Below are 20,412 nucleotides of genomic sequence, written 5' to 3' on the forward strand. Positions count from 1 at the left end.
GCGCTGGACCACAGCGAGTTATTAACCAGCTTCATTTGACGCAGCTGGAGCACATCCAGGGAGAGGCGGGAACGGTCAGGAGGACCGGAAGACTCGCCGCCTGATCTCCGCCTGGTAGCTCAGGCGGGTGCGCTCGACGTGCGCCAGGGCCGCAGCGCCTGCCTGTTCGGCGTCTCCGCGCCGGACGGCCTCGAGGATCTGACGGTGTTCCGCCAAAGCGGTGGCCACTGGACCCCCGCTGAATCCGCCGAACACCTCCGCCACCACCCGCCGTTGCAGACTCTGAACGGTCGCGATCGAGTCGAGCAAGAACACGTTGTGGGCAGCCCTGGCGACGGCACAGTGGAAGGACTCGTCCGCGGCCGCCATCACCCTCGGATCCGCGGCTTCCAGCGACCGGGCATACGCCTCGAGGGCGTCGTCCATGGCAACCAGCTCGCCCGGCGTAGCCCGCTTCGCGGCCAGGCCGGCCGCAGCCTGTTCCTGCACCCCACGAAACTCGAACATGCCCATGATGTGGGCGATGTCAGTCGGCACGAACCCGGCCACCGGCGACACCGGCGCGTCCGCCGGATCGGCGACAAAGATGCCCCGCCCGCGCTGCGTGCTGATCCGGCCGGTGGCCGCGAGGGTCTTCAGCGCGTCCCGGGTGATCGTGCGGCTGACCCCGAGGATCTCGGCGAACCCCGCCTCGGTGGGCAACCGGTCACCCGGCACGAAGCCCTGCTCGGTGATGAACTGCAGGATCCGCTCCGCCGCCCGGGAGTAACCCGGCCGGTAGGCGGCATCCCCGTCCCCCTCCGGCACGAACGTCTCGACCTTGCCGTGACCCGTTGCACCCACCGGATGAGTATGGCTCATCACCCGGCCCGCCCTCCATCGCGCCACATCGTCGGCCTCGTGCGGCACTCCGCAGCATCCGGTGGCGGACAAGGCGTACTCGCATCCGTCGACCTGGAAGGCGACACGGGCTCGCCGGGTCGTGTTCAGCGTCGAGGTCTTGTCGAGGGTGCGCGTGCAGGCAGACAGCCAGGTTTTCCTTGGTGGCATCCAGGGCGGTGATGTTGACCGCGACCCCGGTAGCCGCGGCCGGAATCCCGTGCACGCCGCGCACGCGCAGGTCGGGCACCGGAATCACCAGGACCTCCTTGGGGTTGAAGGGCCGGGGCAGGCCGAGGATGCGTTTCGGGTCCGCGAGCGAGATGCTGACCCGTGAGTATCCGGCCAGGTCGGGGCTTGAGCCTGCCATCCACGGTGGGGCCTTGGCTGGAGCAGCGCTCCACCGACCCCGGGCTCCTCGCCTGTCTTCAGGCCCCGCGAGCTGATCTGCGCGGATCCCGGGACCACCGGCACCGCTGTCGCCGGTACTGCGATGGCACCCGCCCCTACCGCCATCCCCACGGCCGTCACGACCGCACGTCGCAACAATCTCGTCTAAACCCCTACCCACTCGAAGACGGCCAACCGGCCAATCATCTGGATTGTGACGGCAGCGAAATCCACCCGACCCCATGTCGGTCGATCAGAGCCGGACAGCTGTCGTCACAAACCTAACCGCGAGCATCGCCCGCAATATTGTGCGCCGACATCATCCCTATCCCCCCTCCGGGGCGGACAGCATGGAGATTTCTCCGGACTCGCGGCGAAGGTAGCCCAGCAGCACCTCGGACATGGATCGCGAGAATACCTTCATTGAACCGAACTCGAACGGAACCGCGATCACCGGCCATCGATCCGGGTCGTCACCCACCGGAGCCCAAGCAAGGATCCACTCGCCACCATCGCCCGCGAAGGAACCCCAGGTTAGCAGCCCTCGAGCGTCCGGAAAGACAGGCAGTCTGAACAGACGAGACTCGGCACGTGCCCGGACCACGGAGTCGTGGACCCGAGAGATATTGTCATACAGGTTGAACACACGATTCGAAGTCGTTGGCGAAAAAATTCTGATTCCCGACAACTCACCGGCGCCAACAGACTCGACGAACCGCTTGTAGTCCGTTGGCAACACTACCGAAAGGCGATCTTCGACTTCTGTCCAGTCAATCTGCCGAGCGTTCCCCGCGCCCTGCAGATAGGAAACGATATCGACAGACCGAACATGGTCTTCCCACGGCAGTTCCCGCACCAGTGAGGAACGATCCCAGTAATCCGGATCTGGAGAGGTGGCGAGCTCCCGCCGCGGTACGTCTGCGGAAAACTCAACGCCGGTAGCCTCAAACAATGGACCAGCGACACCGTCAGAAAACCGGATCAGGTCAGTGTGAAAGTCACCCGAAACAAGGCCGAGAACGAACTCGGACATAGTTCCGTGGTACTCGCCCCACCGCTCGAAGTCCGCAGTGGAGAACACCACACTCCACTCATCCGGATTTTCGGACCGGGGAAGCCAAAAGAATTCATGATTAGCATTCGTGTCACCCCACGGGATCACTCCACCCGACTCAGGGAAGATCGGGTACGGCACCCTTTCAGGTTCGTGGTCTCGCCATCCTCTGACTCGATCCAAGGTATCAAAGAACTCCCAATGAAAGCTAACCCATGCCGGCTCACTCTCGATCGGATTGTTGATACCGATCAACCCACGAAACGTACCCGAGGGGAAATTCGCCATGAACCTCTTGTAGTCGTCAGGAAGCCTGACAGCCAGCGCCTGCTCCACAGCTTGCCAGCTCTGGAAGGTCCCGAAAGTCCGCTGCCACGACACCAGCCTGGCCAGTTCACAGCTAGCATCCGCCACGTTGACCCGCAACCCTTCCATAATTCGCAAGCACAATGAACCAGTTTACACCACTCTTCGCGCCAGCCTCGATTTCAACCTACTCCGGGATATAGTGGTCAATACCCTAGATCGGTTTGACCCTGCGGTGGACCGGCCCATCTTTCAGCATCTTCTTGACCTTGTTTTCGACCTCGTCCAGCATCAGCGGGCTGTTGACCTTGCCATACAGCGGAACGATATCGAGGCACCACGGCCAACGATCAACTACCCCCGGGGGAAGCGCCGTCAACAGCGGTCAACTACCGCGGAAGCCGTGGGAAGAAGCCGTCAAGGCGGAGGCGGCTTCGCGGGCGGCTGACGCCGGCCCAGAAGACAAGACTGTTTCTTCCCGTTTTCTCGCCCTAGTTTTCCCACCGCTACTCCACCGATTCCAAGCAGGGGAGAAATACGGTGACGCAACTGTGGGCGATGAGTGCCCGCGAGCTGGCCCGGCTGGTCCAGGCCCGAGAGGCATCTGCGCATGAGGTCATCCGCGCGCATCTTGAGCGGATTGACCAGGTCAACCCGGTGCTCAACGCGGTCACCCTGGTACTGACCGAGCAGGCGCTGCGGGCCGCGGACGCGGCTGACGCCGCGGTGCGACGGGGTGAGCCGGCGGGGCCGTTGTGCGGTGTCCCGATGACGGTCAAGGAGAACATCGATGTGGCCGGCTCTGCGACGACCCTGGGCATCGCCGGACTGCGGGACGCGGTGGCTCATGGTGACGCGACACCTGTCGGGGAGCTCCGCGCCGCGGGCGCGATTCCGGTCGGCCGGACGAACATGCCCGAGTTCGGAATGCGCTGGCACACCGCCAACACCCTCTGGGGGGCCACCCGCAACCCGTGGTCGGCCCAGCACACTCCCGGCGGTTCCAGCGGCGGCGACGCCGCCGCGGTCGCCTCCGGCATGACACCGCTGGGCCTGGGCAACGACGGCGCCGGGTCACTGCGCTGGCCCGCGGCCTGCTGTGGAGTGGCAGCGCTGAAACCATCCCTGGGCCGGGTGTCGCACAGCGGCGGCCATGGCCAACCACAGCCGGCTCCGTTCGCATTCCAACTGCTGGCCGTGCACGGACCGCTCGCCCGGCACGTGGCGGACCTGAGGCTGGCCTTCGCCCACATGTGCGGCCGATCAGGCGGCGACCCGTGGCACGCACCGGTGCCACTGGCAGGGCCTCCTGCCCCGGCACCGGTGCGGGTCTCGGTCGTCACCGATCCCGGAGGCCGGGTTGACCCCGTGGTGGCCGCCGCGCTGCGCCAGGCGGCGGGCGTGCTCGCCGGCGCCGGCTACCTCGTCGAGGAGCGCCAGCCCCCCATGCTGGAGCGAGCCGGCGAGATCTACCACCAGATCATGTCCGCCTGGGGCCGGGTGCACGAGCACCAACCTCCCGTAGCCACAGTCGCTCCGGGTGAGTTCGCCCGCTTCTGGGAGACATTCGAACCCGCCTGGACCGCGGCCGCGGGCACTCCGGCCTTCGACCCGATGATGGAACGGGCAACCATCGCACGGGCCTGGCACACCTGGATGCGGCAGGCTCCGCTAATCCTCGCCCCGGTCTGCACCCGGCCGGCATTCGAGACCGGAGCCGACCTCGACCCGCGCTGGCAGGCGGGCTGGCCGGACTGCATCCGCATCAGTGTGACCGTCAACCTTCTGGGGCTGCCCGCCGTCACCGTTCCTGTCGGCGTCGAGGGTGGACTGCCGCAGGCAGTGCAGATCATCGGACCGCGCTTCCGCGAAGACCTCTGCCTGGACGCCGCGGCAGCGATCGAGGCCGGCACCGGACCGCTCACCCCCGTCGATCCGCGCCCGCAACCGCGAGCCTGACCAGACCACCATCTCCCGGTCGAAGGCGGCGAAGAAGGCTGCCGTCGACGGTCACCTCGTGCCGGACCAGCAGATCCGGCAGGTCGGCCGCGCCGGCCACGTACTCCGCGAGTGCGGCCGAGCCGAGCACCACGGTGGCCGGGAAAGAGCCGTGCGGTCTTCGGGTCGCCGTGCTCGAGGGCGAGGTGGATGTCCGCGGAGCCGCCAAGGGATGTACGGATCTCCACAGGTAGCCGGACCGGCCGGCCGCGCGGTTTGTCCGCTTTGCCAACCAGGTCGCTTGGCTGGCGCACACTTGTATCCCGTTGTCCAGAGGTGAAGTCACGTTGCCCGCACCTCAAGTCCAAAGGGGACTCCCAGGCTGAATACCGTTGACGCACAAGGAGAACAGCGTGACGCCAGGACGATCCTTCTACCCGATCGCGATCCGATTTACTCCACCGGAGGTCCGCGTACCGCTGATCGGCGATCTGCCGGGTTATCCAGTCGGGACAGTGGCGATCGTCGGTGCGGCCTGCCGGCTCCCGGGCGGAATCTGGGCCCTGGAAGGGCTCAAGGAGGTTGACAGCGACCCGGTGACCGGGCGGGTGATGTGTCTGAACCCGATGGCGATGCCGGCGGGGCAGAAAGCGGCGATCCACGGATCGCGCCCGGCGCGGACTGGGCGGGTCATCGGCCCGAGGCGGGGGTCACCGGTCGTAGAGCGCGCGCTGGGCCTTGGGCAGGTTGTTGACGAAGATGTCGCCGTACTTCTGCGCGCCGGTGCCCTGCCAGTACGGGCCGCCGTTGTACCGGGCGGCGATCTCCCGGTAGTTGTCCGGGGTCAGGTGTTCCCCGAAGCCGGCTTCCCGCCGCAGGTCGGCCAGGTGGGAGGCGGCGATGAAGATGTTCTGCTTGGTGTCCTTGAGGGAGGAGACGATCTGGTCCTCCTGTGCGTTGGTCAGGGTCGCCAGGTCGTAGCCCAGGGTTTCCGCGGCTCGGCGGATCTGGATGGACATCGGGCCGAAGGAAGTCGCGTTCGATCCGCGATCGCCGTTCTGGTCGATGGGCGGTTGCCCGAAGACCGGTGTGCTCTGGCTGCGTGCCTCGTGGTTGCGGCGGAAGTTCAGCGCGAGGTCGTCGACCCAGCCGGGTTTGCCCGCCACTTCCTGCCAGGCGATGCCGGCCACCAGGTCCGGCGGCAGGCCGTACTTGCTGGCGGCGGCGAGGATGACGTTGCGGTTGTCCCGGATCCAGGCCTCCCGGTAGGAGTCCTCCGTGGTGCCGAACAGGGGGATGGTGACGTTGCCACCGGGCAGGTGGCCGGCCAGGTTCCGGATGTCCTGGAGTTCCGGGGAGATCGGTGCGGTGCCGTCCATTCGCTGGGCGGCCAGCAGCGCGGCGTTGCGGTCCAGCATGCCGTTCATGTTGTTGGCGATCATCCCGGCGAACAGCAGCTGCATGCCTGCCGCGGCGGCGCCGGGGAAGGCGGACATCAAGCCGTAGTACGGGGCGTAGGTCTCGATCATGTCGACCATGGACTGCTTGCTGGTCCTGACCACCTCGCCGAAGTGCTCGGCGTGACCGGCCATGCGGGCCATGCCGGAGCCGAGGCCCTCGATCTTCTGGGTGCCGGTCAGCTTCGCGGCGTACTTCTGCCCACCGTCGTCGCGCCACGCCGCCAGCGATCGGGCGCCCGCGGTCCGGATTTCGGTGACGGTGGTGTCCAGCGCCGTCTGCGCGCCCTTCCAGCCCTCGGCCAGTTCGCCGACGGTGTCCTCGTTGGTGTCCGGCCACTCGGTGAACGGCTTGACCCGCCGCCACAGGCCGAACTCGTCCGCTGGTTCCAGGACCGCCATGGCTGCTCCCCCTTCACCTGATGTCGAACCGGCGGGCGGCCTGCTGGTCCGCGCCGGTGTAGTCCTCGGCGGAGAGGTCGCCGATGTCGGCGCAGCGCTGGCAGATACCCGGCACCGCGTCGGCGGAGCGTTTGAGCGGCGCTTCCGCCGGCCGGTAGTTGCCGAGGAAGGCCTGGGCCAGCCGGCCCGAGCCGATGCCCGCCTCGCCGGCGGCGATGGCGTTGCGGTGCCGGCTCCAGGTGGCCTCGAAGGTCTGGCCGGTGGCGGTCAGCATGGCCATCGCCGTGCGATCGGAAACCGTGAAATCCGCGCCCTCACCCATGCGGCCAGTATCGGGTCGCCGGCTGGGGCCGCGGCGCGGGCGGCAGCTTCCGGTCAGCCGCGCGTCCTGGCCTCAGCGCTCCTTCGGGTTGTCCGGGTTCACCGCTTCCTCGTCTGCGCGGGTGCCGTGTGCGGCCAGCTCCGACGGCGCGGTCGGCGCGTCCGGCTGCCGGTGCCTGCCGCCCACGTGCGCCTCGGCGCGCAGCCGTTCGACCATGTGCGGGTAGTGCAGCTCGAAGGCCGGGCGTTCGGAGCGGATGCGGGGCAGCTCGGTGAAGTTGTGCCGGGGCGGTGGGCAGGAGGTCGCCCACTCCAGGGAGTTGCCGTGGCCCCAGGGGTCGTCGACGGTGACCACCTCGCCGTAGCGGTGGCTGCGCATGGCGTTCCACAGGAAGGGCAGCACCGAGGCGCCCAGCAGGAAGGCGCCGATGGTGGAGATCGCGTGCATCCAGGTGAAATCGTCCGCCGGCAGGTAGTCGGCGTAGCGGCGGGGCATGCCTGCCGAGCCGAGCCAGTGCTGGATCAGGAAGGTCAGGTGGAAGCCGAGGAAGGTGGTCCAGAAGTGCAGTTTGCCCAGGCGTTCCTCGAGCAGCCTGCCGGTCATCTTGGGGAACCAGAAGTAGATCCCGGCGAAGGTGGCGAAGACGATCGTGCCGAAGAGGACGTAGTGGAAGTGCGCGACCACGAAGTACGTGTCGTGCACGTGGAAGTCGATGGCCGGGGCGGCCAGCAGGATGCCGGTGAGGCCGCCCAGCAGGAAGGTCACCAGGAACCCGATGGAGAACAGCATCGGGGTCTCGAAGCTGAGCTGGCCGCGCCACATGGTGCCGATCCAGTTGAAGAACTTGATGCCGGTGGGAATGGCGATGAGGAAGGTGGTGATGGCGAAGAACGGCAGCAGCACCGCGCCGGTGGCGTACATGTGGTGCGCCCAGACCACCACCGACAGCCCGGTGATGCCGACGGTGGCCCACACCAGCGCCTTGTAGCCGAAGAGCGGTTTGCGGGAGAAGACCGGGATGACCTCGCTGACGATGCCGAAGAACGGCAGCGCCACGATGTAGACCTCGGGGTGGCCGAAGAACCAGAACAGGTGCTGCCAGAGGATCGAGCCGCCGTTGGCGGGGTCGAAGACGTGGGAGCCGAGCAGCCGGTCGGACAGCAGGCCGAACAGGGCGGCGGTGAAGATCGGGAAGGCCATCAGCACCAGGATGCTGGTGAACAGGATGTTCCAGGTGAAGATCGGCATCCGCCACATGGTCATCCCGGGCGCGCGCAGGCACAGCACGGTGGTGATCATGTTGACCGCGCCCAGGATGGTGCCCAGGCCACTGATGATCAGGCCCACCGCCCACAGGTTGCCGCCGACCCCGGGTGAGTAGGTGGCCAGCGACAGTGGGGTGTAGGCGAACCAGCCGAAGTCGGCCGCCCCGCCGGGGGTGAGGAACCCGCCGATGGTGATCAGCCCGCCGGTGAGGAACAGCCAGAAGGACAGGGCGTTCAGCCTCGGGAAGGCCACATCCGGCGAGCCGATCTGCAGCGGCAGCACGTAGTTGGCGAAGCCGAACACCGTCGGAGTGGCGTAGAGCAGCATCATCACCGTGCCGTGCATGGTGAACAGCTGGTTGTACTGCTCGCTGGAGAGGAACTGCATGCCGGGCAGGCCCAGCTCGGCGCGCATGAGCAGCGCCATCACCCCGCCGATGAGGAAGAACCCGAACGAGGCGACCAGGTAGAGGATGCCGATCTGCTTGTGGTCGGTGGTGCGCAGCAGGCTCAACAGCGCCGAACCCGGGGGCCGGCGGTGCACGGGCCGGACCGGCACGGGAGCAGGCGCGGCGGGCGGGCGGTCGGTCGCCGTCATGGCACAGCCCTTCCACAGACGGGGTTTCTGGACGAGACCTACCCACCCGCCGCCTCTTGAACCTCGAAGTCCGATCGCCGCCGCCGGGCCCGCGCCGGCTACTGCTGCGGCAGCTGCAACGGCCTGCCCGCAGCGAGTCCGCCGTCGACCGGCACGGACGCGCCGGTCAGGTAACCGAGCTCGTCACCGGCCATCGCGAGCACGGCCTGCGCGATCATGTCGGGTGTGGCGACCTTCTTCAGGCCGTCCACGTTCAGCTGGCCCAGGATCGTCAGCATCCGTTGCCAGGTCTCGTCGTCGTAGCCGGGGGGACGGATCATCGGGGTGTCGGTGATGCCCGGCAGGATCGCGTTGACCCGGATCCCGTGCGTGCCGTACTCCAGCGCCGCCGACTTCACCAGTGCCTGCACCGCCTGCTTGGTGGCCTGGTAGGTCGACAGGTTGGGGCGGCCGACGATCGCGCCCACGGAGGAGTTGACGATGATATGCCCGCTCTTCTGGTTGAGCATGTGCGGGAGCTGGTACTTCATCGCGAGGAAGACGCCCCGCGCGTTGGTGTCGAACACCTCGTCCCACTGCTCGAGCGTGACCTGGTGCAGCGGTGAGCTGATCTGCACGCCCGCGTTGTTGAACGCGATGTCCACCCGTCCGTACTTCCGCACGGCGGCGTCCACGAACTGACGCACCGACTCGGCCACCCGCACGTCCGCCGCGGTGTAGGTGGCCTCTCCCCCGGCCGCGCGGATGCCGCGCTCCACCTGCCTGCCCAGGTTCGCGCGCCGGCCGCAGAAGGCGACCTTCGCCCCGGCGGCGGCGAAGGCGTGCGCCGTCGCGGCACCGATCCCCGAGGTCGCGCCGGTGATCAGCACGACCTTCCCGCTGAACTTCCCGTTGCCCTTCCCTCGTCCATCCGCCGCGGCCGGACCGGCCAGGGCACTGAGCCCGGCCGCGGCCGCGACGCCACCCAGCACGGTCCGGCGAGAAACTGCGCTCATCCACACTCCCTAAAAGCAACTATTGGTTGCGTTTAGAGTGCCGGGGATCACGGGTTAAGGTCAACCGGTGCCTGAGAGTTCTGTCAGCTCCCGACGCACCCGGCCGGGCGGCCGCAGCGCCCAGGTCCGGGCCTCGGTGCTCAACGCCGGACTCGCCGAGCTGGCCGAGGTCGGCTTCCACGGGCTGAGCCTGGAGGGCATCGCCAGACGGGCCGGGGTGAACAAGACGACGCTGTACCGGCGCTGGGGCAGCAAGGAAGCGCTCATGCTGGAGGCGATCCGCGAGCGCGCCTCGGCCAACGTGCCCATCCCCGAGACGGGTTCGCTGCGAGAGGACCTGCTGACCCTGGTGACCGCCGCGATCCGCAACCTGTCCACCGCGGAGGTCCAGGCGATGGTCCGGGTCGGCATCACGCTGAGCCCGTACGAGCCCTCCCTGGCCGAGATGGCCCGGGCGTTCTGGACCGAGCGGCTGGCCGTGGACGGCGTGATCGTCGAACGGGCCGTCCAGCGCGGCGACATCGCCCCGGTCGACCCGGGGTTCGTGATCGAGGCCGTGCTCGGCCCGCCGTACTTCCGGTTCCTGGTCACCGGCCGGCCCGTGACCGACGAGTTCCTCGCCGCGACCGTGGACCTCGTGGTCAGCGGACTGCCGAAAGCGGTCTGAGACGCTCACTGGTCGACCGAGTCCTGGAACACCCAGGTCATCCCGGTGAGCGCCAGCGCCCGCTCCAGCGCAGGGCTCGGCGTGCTGAGCCGCACCCGGGACTCCGCCTCCGCGGCCTTGGCCCTGGCGCGCAGCAGGGCGCTGATGCCGCTGGAGTCGCAGAAGGTCACCCCGGCCAGGTTGAGCACCAGGTGCCGGCAGCCGCCGTCGATCAGCCGCCGGACCCGCTCCAGCAGGCGGGCCGAGCCGTCGGGGTCGAGCACGCCGGAGAGGGTGAGCACGGTCGGTCCCTCGGTGGCGGATCGAGTCATGGTGATCGACAGCATCGGCCTCGCCTCCGCGACCGTGGTACGGGACTGGAGGATTGCCCGGCTGGCCGGGAACTACCGTCCGCGCGGCACTGAACCGTGCCAGCCGGTCCGGGACCGGTCCCCGCCCGGACCCGTGACCCTTACCGCGATGAACCGACCATCGGTGGCGCGTGACGGGAGCGAGGTTTGATGAGACGGGTTGTGCTGGGGTTGCCGGCCGCGGTGCTGGTGGCGGGGCTGGCCAGTCCGGTGGCGGCGGCCGAGGGGGCGCCGTTGCCGGTCGCGGGGGTGGTGGCGAGCGCCGATGACGGCAACGTCGCGGCCAACACCCTGGACAAGGACCTGAACACCCGGTGGTCGGCCGAGGGCGACGGGGTGTGGATCCGCTACGACCTGGGCTCGGCGCGGACGGTGGGCTCGGTGTCGCTGGCCTGGCACAAGGGCGACACCAGGAAGGACACCTTCGAGGTCCAGCTCTCCGACGACGGCTCGGCCTGGACCACGGTGCTCCCCCGCCGCACCACCAGCGGCAGCACCCTCCAGCCGCAGAACCACGACTTCCCGGACCGGTCCGCGCGGTACGTCCGCGTGGTCGGCCACGGCAACACCGTCAACGACTGGACCAGCATCACCGAGGCCACCGTCAACGGGCCCGACGGCGGCGGTGGTGAGTGCCGCCACCCGGCCGACGTGCTGGACCTGCGGAACTGGCAGCTCGGGCTGCCGATCGGGGAACCCGGGAAGCCGCTCGACGTCGAGCAGCCCGCGCTGGCCACCTACTCGGCCGACCCGTGGTTCCGCGCCACCGAGGACTGCCAGGCGGTGCAGTTCCGGGCCGCGGTCAACGGGGTCACCACCAGCGGCTCGAACCACCCGCGCGCCGAGCTGCGCGAGACGACCGGCCCTGGCACCAAGGCCAGCTGGTCCTCGACCTCGGGCACGCACACGATGGTGCTCGACCAGGCCATCACCGCGCTGCCCAAGGACATTCCCCACCTGGTCGCCGGGCAGATCCACGACGCCAACGACGCGGTCTCGGCCTTCCGGTTGGAGGGCAGCAAGCTCTACCTCACCGACGGCAACAACAAGCACACGCTGATCACCGACAACTACCAGCTGGGCACCAGGTTCCAGGCCAAGTTCGTGGTCGGCGGCGACCAGATCAAGGCCTACTACAACGGCGAGCTGAAGGCCACGCTGGCCAAGGCGTTCACCGGCGGCCACTTCAAGGCAGGCGCGTCCACCCAGGCCAACTGCGAGAACTCCGCGCCCTGCGAGGACGGCAACTTCGGCGAGGTGAAGGTCTACGGCCTGACCGTCGCCCACGACGGGACCGGGGATCCCGGACCCGTCCGGACCGTGCCGGTGGCCAACTCGGCCCAGTTGCAGAGCGCTTTCGGCGCGGCGCGGGCCGGGGACCGGATCGTGCTCGCGGACGGCCAGTACAGCATCGGCAAGCTGTCCGGCAAGCACGGCACCGCGGCCCAGCCGATCACCGTGGTGGCGGCCAACCGCGGCAAGGCGGTGATCAACGCCGGTCAGCTGGAGGTGGCGAACTCCTCCTACGTGACGGTGGAAGGCCTGCGCTGGACCAACAGCGCCACGCTGAAGCTCACCGGCTCCAACAACGTGCGGCTGACCCGCAACCACTTCCGGCTCACCGAGAGCTCCTCGCTGAAGTGGGTGCTCATCCAGGGAGTGGACAGCCACCACAACCGGATCGACCACAACCTGTTCGAGGAGAAGCACCAGCAGGGCAACTTCATCACCATCGACGGCACGGAAACCCAGCAGTCGCAACACGATCGGATCGACCACAACCACTTCCGCAACATCGGCCCGCGCGCCGAGAACGAGATGGAGGCGATCCGGGTCGGCTGGAGCAAGATCTCCCAGTCCAGCGGCTTCACCGTGGTCGAGTCGAACCTGTTCGAGAACTGCGACGGCGACCCGGAGATCATCTCGGTCAAGAGCAACGACAACATCGTGCGCCACAACACCTTCCGCACCTCGCAGGGCACGTTGTCGCACCGGCACGGCAACCGCGGCGCCTTCTACGGCAACTTCTTCTTCGGCGGCGGGAAGGCGGGCACCGGCGGCATCCGGATCTACGGCCAGGACCACAAGATCTACAACAACTACTTCGAGGGCCTGACCGGCACCGGCTACGACGCCGCGCTGCAACTCGACGGCGGTGACGTGGACACCTCCGGCGCGCTGAACGCGCACTGGCGGGTCTACCGGGCGACGGTGGCGCACAACACCTTCGTCGGCAACGTATCCAACATCGAGGTCGGCGCCAACTACAAGCTCGCCCCGGTGGACTCGGTGATCACCGGCAACGTGGTCACCGGCAGCCAGGGCAAGCTGATCAACGAGGTCAAGGCGCCGGTGAACCTGACCTACACCGGCAACATCGCCTGGCCGACCGGCTCGGCGACCGTCGGTGTCAGCAAGCCCGCGGGCGCGGTCCGCTCGGTCGATCCGCTGCTGGTCCGGGAAGGGCCGGTGTTCCGGATCGGTGACGGGAGCCCGGCGATCGACTCCGGCGCAGGCGGTCACCCGTTCCTGACCGAGGACATGGACGGCCAGGCCCGCACCGGGGTCGCGGACGTGGGAGCAGACGAGCGGTCCACGGCCGCCGTCACCCGGACCCCACTGACCGCGGCCCAGGTCGGCCCCGAGGCCCCGTAACTCGGGGCACCGCGGCCGGTTTTCTACTGGCAGGGCTGGGTTTCCGGGGTGCAGGACCGGACCTCGGGGAACTGCGCGGACGGCCGCTCCAGCAGGGGTTGCGGGGTGCCGCGCAGGTGCAGGTCGAAGAATGCCTCGACGTAGGCGCGGGTGATCACCACGGAACGGGTGCCAGGAAGCTTGCTGCCGAGGTCGACGCCGATCTGGTTGGTCAGCGTGTCGTAGTCGGTGAACGAGGTGTGCACCGAACCCCGCACCGAGAACCAGCGCTTCCACCCGGTCAGGCGTGGGTAGTCCCGCACCCACGAGGGTTCGGCCGCGGGCGCGCCGAAGAACATGAACGGCCGCGACAGCCCGCTTGCGGGCAGTGGCTTGAAGTTCGTGCCGTCCAGGTTGACGCCTGCCCGCACCCGGAGGTCGGTCAGCATGGTCTCGCCGACACTGGCGCCGCCGAGGGACATGCCCGCCATCGCGATCCGGGACGCGTCGACCAGGGGTGAGCGGGTCAGCTCGTCGAGCACGAAGGAGACGTCGCGGGCCCTGCTTTCCACCGCGCGCCGGGGAAAGTCCTCGATCCCCAGTTCACACGTGGCGCAGGTGGTGACCCGCCCGTCCGGGAAGGTGGTGGCGTGGGTCTCGTAGGTGTGGTCGATCGCGGCGACCAGGTAGCCGCTGCTGGCCAGTTCCTCGGCCAGGGAGGTGAGCGAGGTGCGCAACCAGCCCGCGCCGGGCGAGAGCACGACGAGTGGTCGCTTGCCGCCCAACGGTTTCACGTCGGTGTAGGCGTGGACCCTGGTCCTGCTCAACACATCGGGGGGCACGCTGGTGATGCCCGCGCTTTTCAGCAGCAGCTCCGACTCCTTCGGCGTGAGGTACCGCGCCCGCTGCTCGCCACGCGACTTCGCCGGGTACCACAGGGAAACCATGAGCTCTCGCGCCCCGGCCGCGGGGACCCACGGGTCCGGACGCGCCTTGTCGGTCAGGTGCAGGGACGTGGTGCCGACCGGATGGGCACCGGTTGGCGCGGGCAGGTAGGGCGTGCCGGCCGCCGGGTCACCAGGGTCGGCCGCGGCTGCGTGCACCGAGGAGGCGACGGCCGCGACGGCGAGCAGGCCGGCCAGCGCGATCAGGCGGCGCGGGCGTTTGTCATTGGGCATGGCCACATCCTGCGAGCCGCCGCAGTGACGAACATCAGGTGAAAGCGGGGTTCGCGCCTGCCTCAACCGTACTTTTGACCGATTCGGCACGGGAACGCGCGTTCCTAGCCTGCACGCATGCACGGGAACGACACGACCAGCGCGCAGCGGCTGGCCGGCCTCATGGCCGACGCCGCGCTCGGCCTCGCACTCGCGGCGGCGCTGGCCATCACCGCGTTCGCGATCGCGGACAGCTGGGGCGGCGGCTACTGGGTGTTCGGCTGCGCCACCGGGCTGGTGCTGGGCGTGCTCGCCCTGCTGCGCCGGCGCCACCTGGCCAGGGCCGCGGTCGCCGGTCTGACGGTCGCGGCGATCGCGGTCCTGGTCGCCCGGCTCGCCCACCTGCCGGCCGAACCCGCGCCTGCCACCACTCTTGGCCTGTCCGTGCTCATCGGCTCCGCGATCAGAACGCTGTCGATCCCCTGGGCGAGCGCCATCGCGGCCGGCGGGCTCGCCCTGTTCGCCGGCTCTGCCCTCGCCCCATCGGAGTCGACGGTGACGATGCTGGGCGTCGCCGGCTGGCTCGCCGCGCTGGCAACCGGGCTGGGTCTGCGGCTGCTCGACACCCACCGGCAGGCCGCCGCCGAGCAGGTGCGCCGGGACGAACGCCTCGAACTGGCCAGGGAACTGCACGACATCGTCGCGCACCACATCACCGGCGTGGTGCTGCACGCCCAGGCCGCCAGGATCGTCCGGCGCAAGCACCCGGAGCGACTGGACGACTCCCTGGCCGGCATCGAGGCCGCGGGCTCCGACGCGCTGGCCGCGATGCGCCGGGTCGTGGGCCTGCTGCGCGACACCAACGACGCGGCCCCCGCCACCCCCGGCCCCGAACAGCTCAGCGAGCTCGTCGCTCGCTTCACCGGCCCCACCGTGCGCCTCCGGCTGCCCGAGGAGGAACCCGCCTGGCCGCCGGAGGTCACCAGCACGGTGTACCGGGTCGTCCAGGAGTCCCTGACCAACATCACCAAGCACGCCCCGCACGCCCGCGCGGTCACCGTGGACGTCATCCAGGACCGGCCGGAAATCACCGTCGAGGTCGTCGACGACGCCCCGCCCGCCCCGGCCCGCTACCCGCGCCGCGGCGGGTACGGACTGGTCGGTATGCGCGAACGCGTCGAGGCGCTCGGTGGCACACTGTCCGCCGGTCCCTGTCCGGACGCCGGCTGGTCGGTGCGCGCCGTCCTGCCCCTCCCGGTCCAGGAGCGCCGATGACCACCCGCTCGACCATCAGCGTGCTGCTGGCCGACGACCAGGCCATGATCCGCAGCGGCCTGCGGCTGCTGTTGGAGGACGAGCCCGACATCACCGTGGTCGCGGAAGCCGCCGACGGCGTCGAGGCGGTCAGCACGGCCCGCAGGCTGCGTCCCGACGTGTGCCTGGTGGACATCCGGATGCCCCGCCTCGACGGCATCGAGGTCACCCGCGCCCTGGCCGGTCCCGGCGTCCCCGACCCGCTGCGGGTGGTCGTGGTCACCACCTTCGACACCGACGAGTACATCCACGGCGCGCTCCGCGGCGGCGCGGCCGGCTTCATCCTCAAAGACGCGGGCGCCAACCTGCTCGCCGAGGCCGTCCGCGCCGCGAACGCCGGTGACGCGCTGGTCTCCCCGTCGGTCACCCTGCGACTGCTCCGCCACCTCGCCGACGTGCACACCACCTCGACGGCAGGCGGGTCGGGCCGGCCGCTGTCCGATCGGGAGACCGAGGTCGTGCGGGCCATCGCCAAGGGCCGCACCAACCAGGAGATCGCCGCCGAGCTGTTCATCTCGCTGAGCACGGTCAAGACGCACGTCTCCGGCATTCAGACCAAGCTCGGGGTGCGCAACCGGGTCCAGATCGCCGCCTGGGCCTGGGAGAACCGCGTCGTGACGGGCGCGGGGTGGTAGGAACCGACGGAGGGGGGAGGGCGGCATGGAGCTGAGCTTGCTGGGGCAGGCCGCGGGCATGTTCGCGGTGACCAACATCGACGACATGGTCGTGCTGGCGGTGTTCTTCGGCCAGGCCAACGGCGACCGGGCCGCGGCCGCGCGTGTCGTGCTGGGCCAGTACCTCGGCTTCGGCGCGATCCTGGTGGCCTCCGTGCTCGGCGCGCTCGGCGCCGGTCTGCTGCCCGCCCCGGTGATCCCCTACCTCGGACTGCTGCCCTTGCTGCTGGGCCTGCGCGCGGCCTGGCAGCTCTGGCGGGAGCATCCCGGCGAAGGCGGGACCGAGCCCAAGATGACGGCCGGCGCACTGGCGGTCGCCGCGGTGACCTTCGCCAACGGCGGCGACAACATCGGCGTCTACGTGCCGGTGTTCACCGTCGCCGGGGCCGGCGGCATGCTCGGCTACGTCCTGGTGTTCCTGCTCGGCGTCGCCCTGTGGTGCGCGCTGGGCTGGTACCTGGCCTCTCGCCCGGTGGTGGCCGCAGCGCTGGCGCGGTGGGGGCACCTGGTCCTGCCGGTCGTGCTGATCGTGATCGGCCTGGTCATCCTGATCGAAGGCGGGGTGTTCGGCCGCACGCCATGATGGGGCGGTGACCGATCCCACCGAGGCCTCCTCGGCCGTCCCGCGCCCCGCCGACCGGTCGAAGCAGGTCGTGACCCCGTTGTCGGGCAAGGCGGTGTTCGCCGCGGCGGCAGGCACGGTCCTCGTGGTGGCCGCGGCGGTGACCGCCCTGTGGCTGACCCTCACCCCGGACGGCGCCGACCCGGCCCGGGTGGCCGCGCGCCTGGACGTGTTGCGGATCGGCCTGAGCCTCGGCCTGGGCGGCGGCGGGCTGTTCGCGCTCTACCTGGCGTGGCGGCGGCAGCGGTCCACCGAGATCGCGTTGCTGCAGAAGGAACGCGACCAGGCCGACGTCGCCCGCGCCTACGCCCTCCAGGAGCGCATCGCCGCGGAGAACCGCGCGCACCAGGAACGGGTCGCCGCCGCCGCCGAGGCCGACGCGGCGGCCCGCCGCATCACCGAGCTGTTCACCAACGCCGTCGAGCACCTCGGGTCCGGGGTGGCCCCGGTTCGCCTCGGCGGGCTCTACGCGCTGGAACGGCTCGCTCAGGACAACCCCGGGCAGCGGCAGACCATCGTCAACGTGGTGTGCGCCTACCTGCGGATGCCGATCGACCTGCCGAGGGAGCCGCCTGGCGACCTCGAGGCGCACTGGCAACGGCTGCGCGAGCGCGAGATCCGTCTCACCGCGCAACGCGTCCTGACCAGTCACCTGCGCCCCGGCCCCGATGGTGCCGACGCGCGGTTCTGGTCCGGCCTGGAGCTCGACCTGACCGGCGCGGTGCTGTTCGACGCCGACTTCAGCGGTTGCCAGGTGCGTGCCCTGCGGCTGACCGAGACCATGTTCCACGGCGAGGCCCGCTTCACCGGGGCCACCTTCACCGAGGACGCCACCTTCGAGCAGACCGCCTTCACCGGGGACGTCCGGTTCGACCAGGCCACCTTCTCCGGTCGGGCGCTGTTCCGCGGCCTGACCTTCACCGGAGACGCCGACTTCGCCGGGACCAGGTTCGTGCGGGGCGCACGGTTCGAGGGCGCGTCGTTCACCGCCGCCGCCCGGTTTGACGGGGCGAGGTTCGGCGGCACCGCCTGGTTCAGCAAGACCGTCTTCGCCCGCGACGCCGAGTTCGGCGCGGCCCGTTTCGCCAGCGACTCCGAGTTCCGGGGCGCGGTCTTCGCCGGCAACGCCAGGTTCGTCGGCGCCACCTTCGCCGGCAACGCCAACTTCCACGGCGTCGCCTTCCGCCACGACGTCAGCTTCCGCGAGGCCGTCTTCGCCGGCGGCGCGCGCTTCCCCGGGGCGGCCTTCGACGGCAACGCCGGGCTGCGCGGGGCGAGGTTCCGCAAGGACGTCGAGTTCCGCGGCGCCGGGTTCGCCAAGGCCGTCCGGTGCACCGCCGACCAGTTCCCTGGTGGCGTGCCGCCGGAGCTGTCCCGGTTCACCGCGCCGGAGTGAGCTGCTTCGCCGGGGTGCGCAGGAGGATGACGACCACCAGCGACAGCACCAGGCAGACGCCGGTGAGCACCATCAGGATGGTGTGGAAGGCCCCGTCGTAGCTGCTGACCAGGAAGCCGGTCAGCTCGGCGCCGCCGCCCTGCGCGGCCGCGGTCAGGTTGCCCGTCGCGAGGTCACCGGCGACCCGCGCGGGATCGGCGGCGGTGTGCGCGGCCAGCCCGTCGGCCAGCGCACCCCGCAGCAGCCCGGCGAGCAGGGCGCCGTACACCGCGACGGCGATCGCCTCGCTGCCCAGGCGCACCGTGTTCAGCAGACCTGCCGCCATGCCCGCCTTCTCGGCCGGAACGGCATCGAGGGCCTGCCCGTCGACGAGCCCGGCCGACAGGCCCATGCCCGCGCCGATCAGCAGCAGCGGCACCGCGACCACGGCGACGGAGAACGACGGGCCGAAGACCAGCGCGGTCGCGTCGCCGACCACGAGGCAGGCCAGGCTCACGTAGATCACCGTCCGCGGCGGGACGCCCTTGGCCACCAGCTTGCCGGCCAGCAGCGGACACACCAGCACGCCCAGCGTCAGCAGCACCATCAGCACCCCGGCGGTCGCGGTCGACCGGCCGCCCACGGTGGTGAGGTAGCTCGGCAGGTAGGTCAGCATCGTGACGAACCCGAACGAGGCCACCACGGTGACCAGGCACAGGCCGACGAACCTGCGGTCGCGCAGCACGGAGAGGTCCAGCATCGGCTGCGCGACCCGCTGCTGCACCACCACAAAAGCGCCGAGCAGCACGAGGAACCCGGTGAAGAACCCGAGCACCGCCGGGCTGGCGAAGCCCCACTCGCCGCCCTGCACGATGCCGGTCATCAACGACAGCATCGCCAGGATGAACAGCGCCGTGCCGACCGTGTCCACGCGCCCCGCCCGCCGTTGGTCGCCGACCGCGCGGAACACCGCGGGCGAGCCGAGGAGCGCGAGGGTCAGCGCGAGGACGTGCACGCCGAAGATCCACCGCCAGCCCAGCGTGTCCACGATCGCGCCGGACAGCGACGGGCCGAGGGCAACCCCGACCCCCGCGACCGTGCCGAAGAGCCCGAACGCGCGGGCCCGCGCCGCCCCGGTGAAGACGGTGGAGATGATCGCGCCGCCCGAGGCGAAGATCGCCGCGCCGCCGATGCCGGCGAGCGCGCGGGCCGCGTCGATCAGGTAGATGTTCGTGCCGACCGCACTGGCCACCGACGCGAGCAGGTACAGGCCGGCGCCGATGGCGAAGGCCTTGCCGCGGCCGATGAGGTCGGCGATCGAGCCCCAGGCCAGCGTGCAGCAGGCGAAGGCCAGGTTGAAGGCGTTCACCACCCATTGCAGGCCCGCGGCGCCGGAGTCCAGCTCCGCGCCCATCGCGGGCAGCGCCACGGCCGTGCCGGAGATCGAGCTCGGCACCACGAACACGGCCAGCAACACCACCGCCAGGGTCAGCCCCGCTCCCTTGGCCGCGGGTGGGGCGGCCGCGCGGTCGGCGATGGCCAGGTCCTCGGTAGCACTCATCGAACGATCTCCACTGAGGTTCTAATCGGGTCGTAGGTACGACTGGATACGTACCTGAAGCCTGACACGGCCCGCCGCCCACGGGCAAGCCTTAGGTACGATGAAATTGAAACCCGACCGTGCGAGGAGGCAAGGTGCCGGACGCTGAAGGGCATCCCGAGGTCGCGGAGATGGAGCTGCGATCCGTGCTGAGCGCGCTCGCCGACGACCACCGCAGGCTGGTGATCGTCACACTGCTCGGCGAGCCGGAGGACACCGAGCGCACCTGCCTGTCGTTCGGGCTGCCGGTCAGCAAGTCCACGCTGACCCATCACTTCCGCGTGCTGCGCGAGGCGGGTCTGGTCAGGCAGGTCGACCGCGGCAACAGCCGCAAGGTCCGGTTGCGCCGCAACGACATCGAGGAACGCTTCCCCGGCTTGCTCGCCTTGCTGGCCCAGGAGAAGGCATAGCCG

General features: G+C 69.7%; 18 protein-coding genes. 8 read left to right on the forward strand and 10 right to left on the reverse strand.

Annotated features, from left to right (window positions below; genetic code table 11):
* Positions 1-75: 75 nt before the first annotated feature.
* The 3 genes from M8C13_RS00095 to M8C13_RS00105 all read right to left on the reverse strand — a co-directional run bounded on the left by M8C13_RS00095 (position 76) and on the right by M8C13_RS00105 (position 3,008).
* Positions 76-1,050: a FadR/GntR family transcriptional regulator gene (locus M8C13_RS00095; RefSeq protein ID WP_252478313.1), complete on the reverse strand. Its 975-nt coding sequence runs from the start codon at positions 1,048-1,050 to the stop codon at positions 76-78.
* 544 nt (positions 1,051-1,594) lie between these two features.
* Positions 1,595-2,749, reverse strand: coding sequence for an SMI1/KNR4 family protein (locus M8C13_RS00100; RefSeq protein WP_252478314.1), 1,155 nt, complete (start codon positions 2,747-2,749; stop codon positions 1,595-1,597).
* Between the two features lie 94 nt (positions 2,750-2,843).
* On the reverse strand, positions 2,844-3,008 hold the full coding sequence (locus tag M8C13_RS00105; RefSeq protein WP_252478315.1) for a hypothetical protein: 165 nt from the start codon (positions 3,006-3,008) through the stop codon (positions 2,844-2,846).
* Between the two features lie 179 nt (positions 3,009-3,187).
* Here M8C13_RS00105 and M8C13_RS00110 point away from each other — a divergent pair, with 179 nt between their 5' ends.
* A complete protein-coding gene (locus tag M8C13_RS00110; RefSeq protein ID WP_252478878.1) occupies positions 3,188-4,588 on the forward strand; it encodes an amidase in 1,401 nt (466 codons plus the stop codon).
* A 689-nt stretch (positions 4,589-5,277) separates the two neighbouring features.
* On the opposite strand, the gene M8C13_RS00115 is transcribed toward M8C13_RS00110, so the two are convergent.
* The 4 genes from M8C13_RS00115 to M8C13_RS00130 form a co-directional block, all read right to left on the reverse strand.
* Positions 5,278-6,426, reverse strand: coding sequence for a lytic transglycosylase domain-containing protein (locus tag M8C13_RS00115; protein WP_252478316.1), 1,149 nt, complete (start codon positions 6,424-6,426; stop codon positions 5,278-5,280).
* Between the two features lie 13 nt (positions 6,427-6,439).
* Positions 6,440-6,748 carry a hypothetical protein gene (locus M8C13_RS00120; RefSeq protein ID WP_252478317.1) on the reverse strand — a complete coding sequence of 103 codons (309 nt, stop codon included), beginning with the start codon at positions 6,746-6,748 and terminating at the stop codon, positions 6,440-6,442.
* Positions 6,749-6,820: 72 nt separating this feature from the next.
* Entirely contained in the window at positions 6,821-8,611 is a 1,791-nt protein-coding gene (gene ctaD, locus M8C13_RS00125; protein WP_252478318.1) for a cytochrome c oxidase subunit I, read from the reverse strand.
* 98 nt (positions 8,612-8,709) lie between these two features.
* A complete protein-coding gene (locus tag M8C13_RS00130; RefSeq protein WP_252478319.1) occupies positions 8,710-9,606 on the reverse strand; it encodes an SDR family NAD(P)-dependent oxidoreductase in 897 nt (298 codons plus the stop codon).
* Positions 9,607-9,673: 67 nt separating this feature from the next.
* On the opposite strand from M8C13_RS00130, the gene M8C13_RS00135 reads away from it, so the two are divergent.
* Positions 9,674-10,273, forward strand: coding sequence for a TetR/AcrR family transcriptional regulator (locus M8C13_RS00135; protein ID WP_252478320.1), 600 nt, complete (start codon positions 9,674-9,676; stop codon positions 10,271-10,273).
* Between the two features lie 5 nt (positions 10,274-10,278).
* On the opposite strand, the gene M8C13_RS00140 is transcribed toward M8C13_RS00135, so the two are convergent.
* Positions 10,279-10,584: an STAS domain-containing protein gene (locus M8C13_RS00140; protein ID WP_252478321.1), complete on the reverse strand. Its 306-nt coding sequence runs from the start codon at positions 10,582-10,584 to the stop codon at positions 10,279-10,281.
* 189 nt (positions 10,585-10,773) lie between these two features.
* Here M8C13_RS00140 and M8C13_RS00145 point away from each other — a divergent pair, with 189 nt between their 5' ends.
* Complete coding sequence (locus M8C13_RS00145) at positions 10,774-13,278, forward strand: chondroitinase-B domain-containing protein (protein ID WP_252478322.1); 2,505 nt, start codon at positions 10,774-10,776, stop codon at positions 13,276-13,278.
* A 23-nt stretch (positions 13,279-13,301) separates the two neighbouring features.
* Here M8C13_RS00145 and M8C13_RS00150 read toward each other — a convergent pair whose 3' ends face one another.
* Positions 13,302-14,435 (reverse strand): alpha/beta hydrolase, encoded by a 1,134-nt coding sequence (locus M8C13_RS00150; protein ID WP_252478323.1) that lies wholly within the window; start codon positions 14,433-14,435, stop codon positions 13,302-13,304.
* Positions 14,436-14,552: 117 nt separating this feature from the next.
* On the opposite strand from M8C13_RS00150, the gene M8C13_RS00155 reads away from it, so the two are divergent.
* The 4 genes from M8C13_RS00155 to M8C13_RS45235 are packed head-to-tail and all read left to right on the forward strand — an operon-like array spanning position 14,553 to position 18,420.
* Complete coding sequence (locus M8C13_RS00155; RefSeq protein WP_252478324.1) at positions 14,553-15,689, forward strand: sensor histidine kinase; 1,137 nt, start codon at positions 14,553-14,555, stop codon at positions 15,687-15,689.
* Complete coding sequence (locus M8C13_RS00160; protein WP_252478325.1) at positions 15,686-16,363, forward strand: response regulator transcription factor; 678 nt, start codon at positions 15,686-15,688, stop codon at positions 16,361-16,363. Before M8C13_RS00155 ends, M8C13_RS00160 begins: the two co-directional genes overlap by 4 nt.
* 25 nt (positions 16,364-16,388) lie before the next feature.
* Complete coding sequence (locus tag M8C13_RS00165; RefSeq protein WP_252478326.1) at positions 16,389-16,985, forward strand: cadmium resistance transporter; 597 nt, start codon at positions 16,389-16,391, stop codon at positions 16,983-16,985.
* A gap of 7 nt (positions 16,986-16,992) precedes the next feature.
* On the forward strand, positions 16,993-18,420 hold the full coding sequence (locus M8C13_RS45235; protein WP_252478327.1) for a pentapeptide repeat-containing protein: 1,428 nt from the start codon (positions 16,993-16,995) through the stop codon (positions 18,418-18,420).
* Here the strand turns inward: M8C13_RS45235 and M8C13_RS00175 are convergent.
* Positions 18,404-19,960 carry an MFS transporter gene (locus M8C13_RS00175; protein ID WP_252478328.1) on the reverse strand — a complete coding sequence of 519 codons (1,557 nt, stop codon included), beginning with the start codon at positions 19,958-19,960 and terminating at the stop codon, positions 18,404-18,406. The genes M8C13_RS45235 and M8C13_RS00175 overlap by 17 nt on opposite strands.
* Positions 19,961-20,094: 134 nt before the next feature.
* Between M8C13_RS00175 and M8C13_RS00180 the strand changes: the two genes are divergently transcribed.
* Positions 20,095-20,409, forward strand: coding sequence for an ArsR/SmtB family transcription factor (locus M8C13_RS00180; RefSeq protein ID WP_374213007.1), 315 nt, complete (start codon positions 20,095-20,097; stop codon positions 20,407-20,409).
* Positions 20,410-20,412: the final 3 nt, after the last annotated feature.

The organism is Crossiella sp. SN42 (assembly GCF_023897065.1).
Lineage (GTDB): Bacteria > Actinomycetota > Actinomycetes > Mycobacteriales > Pseudonocardiaceae > Crossiella.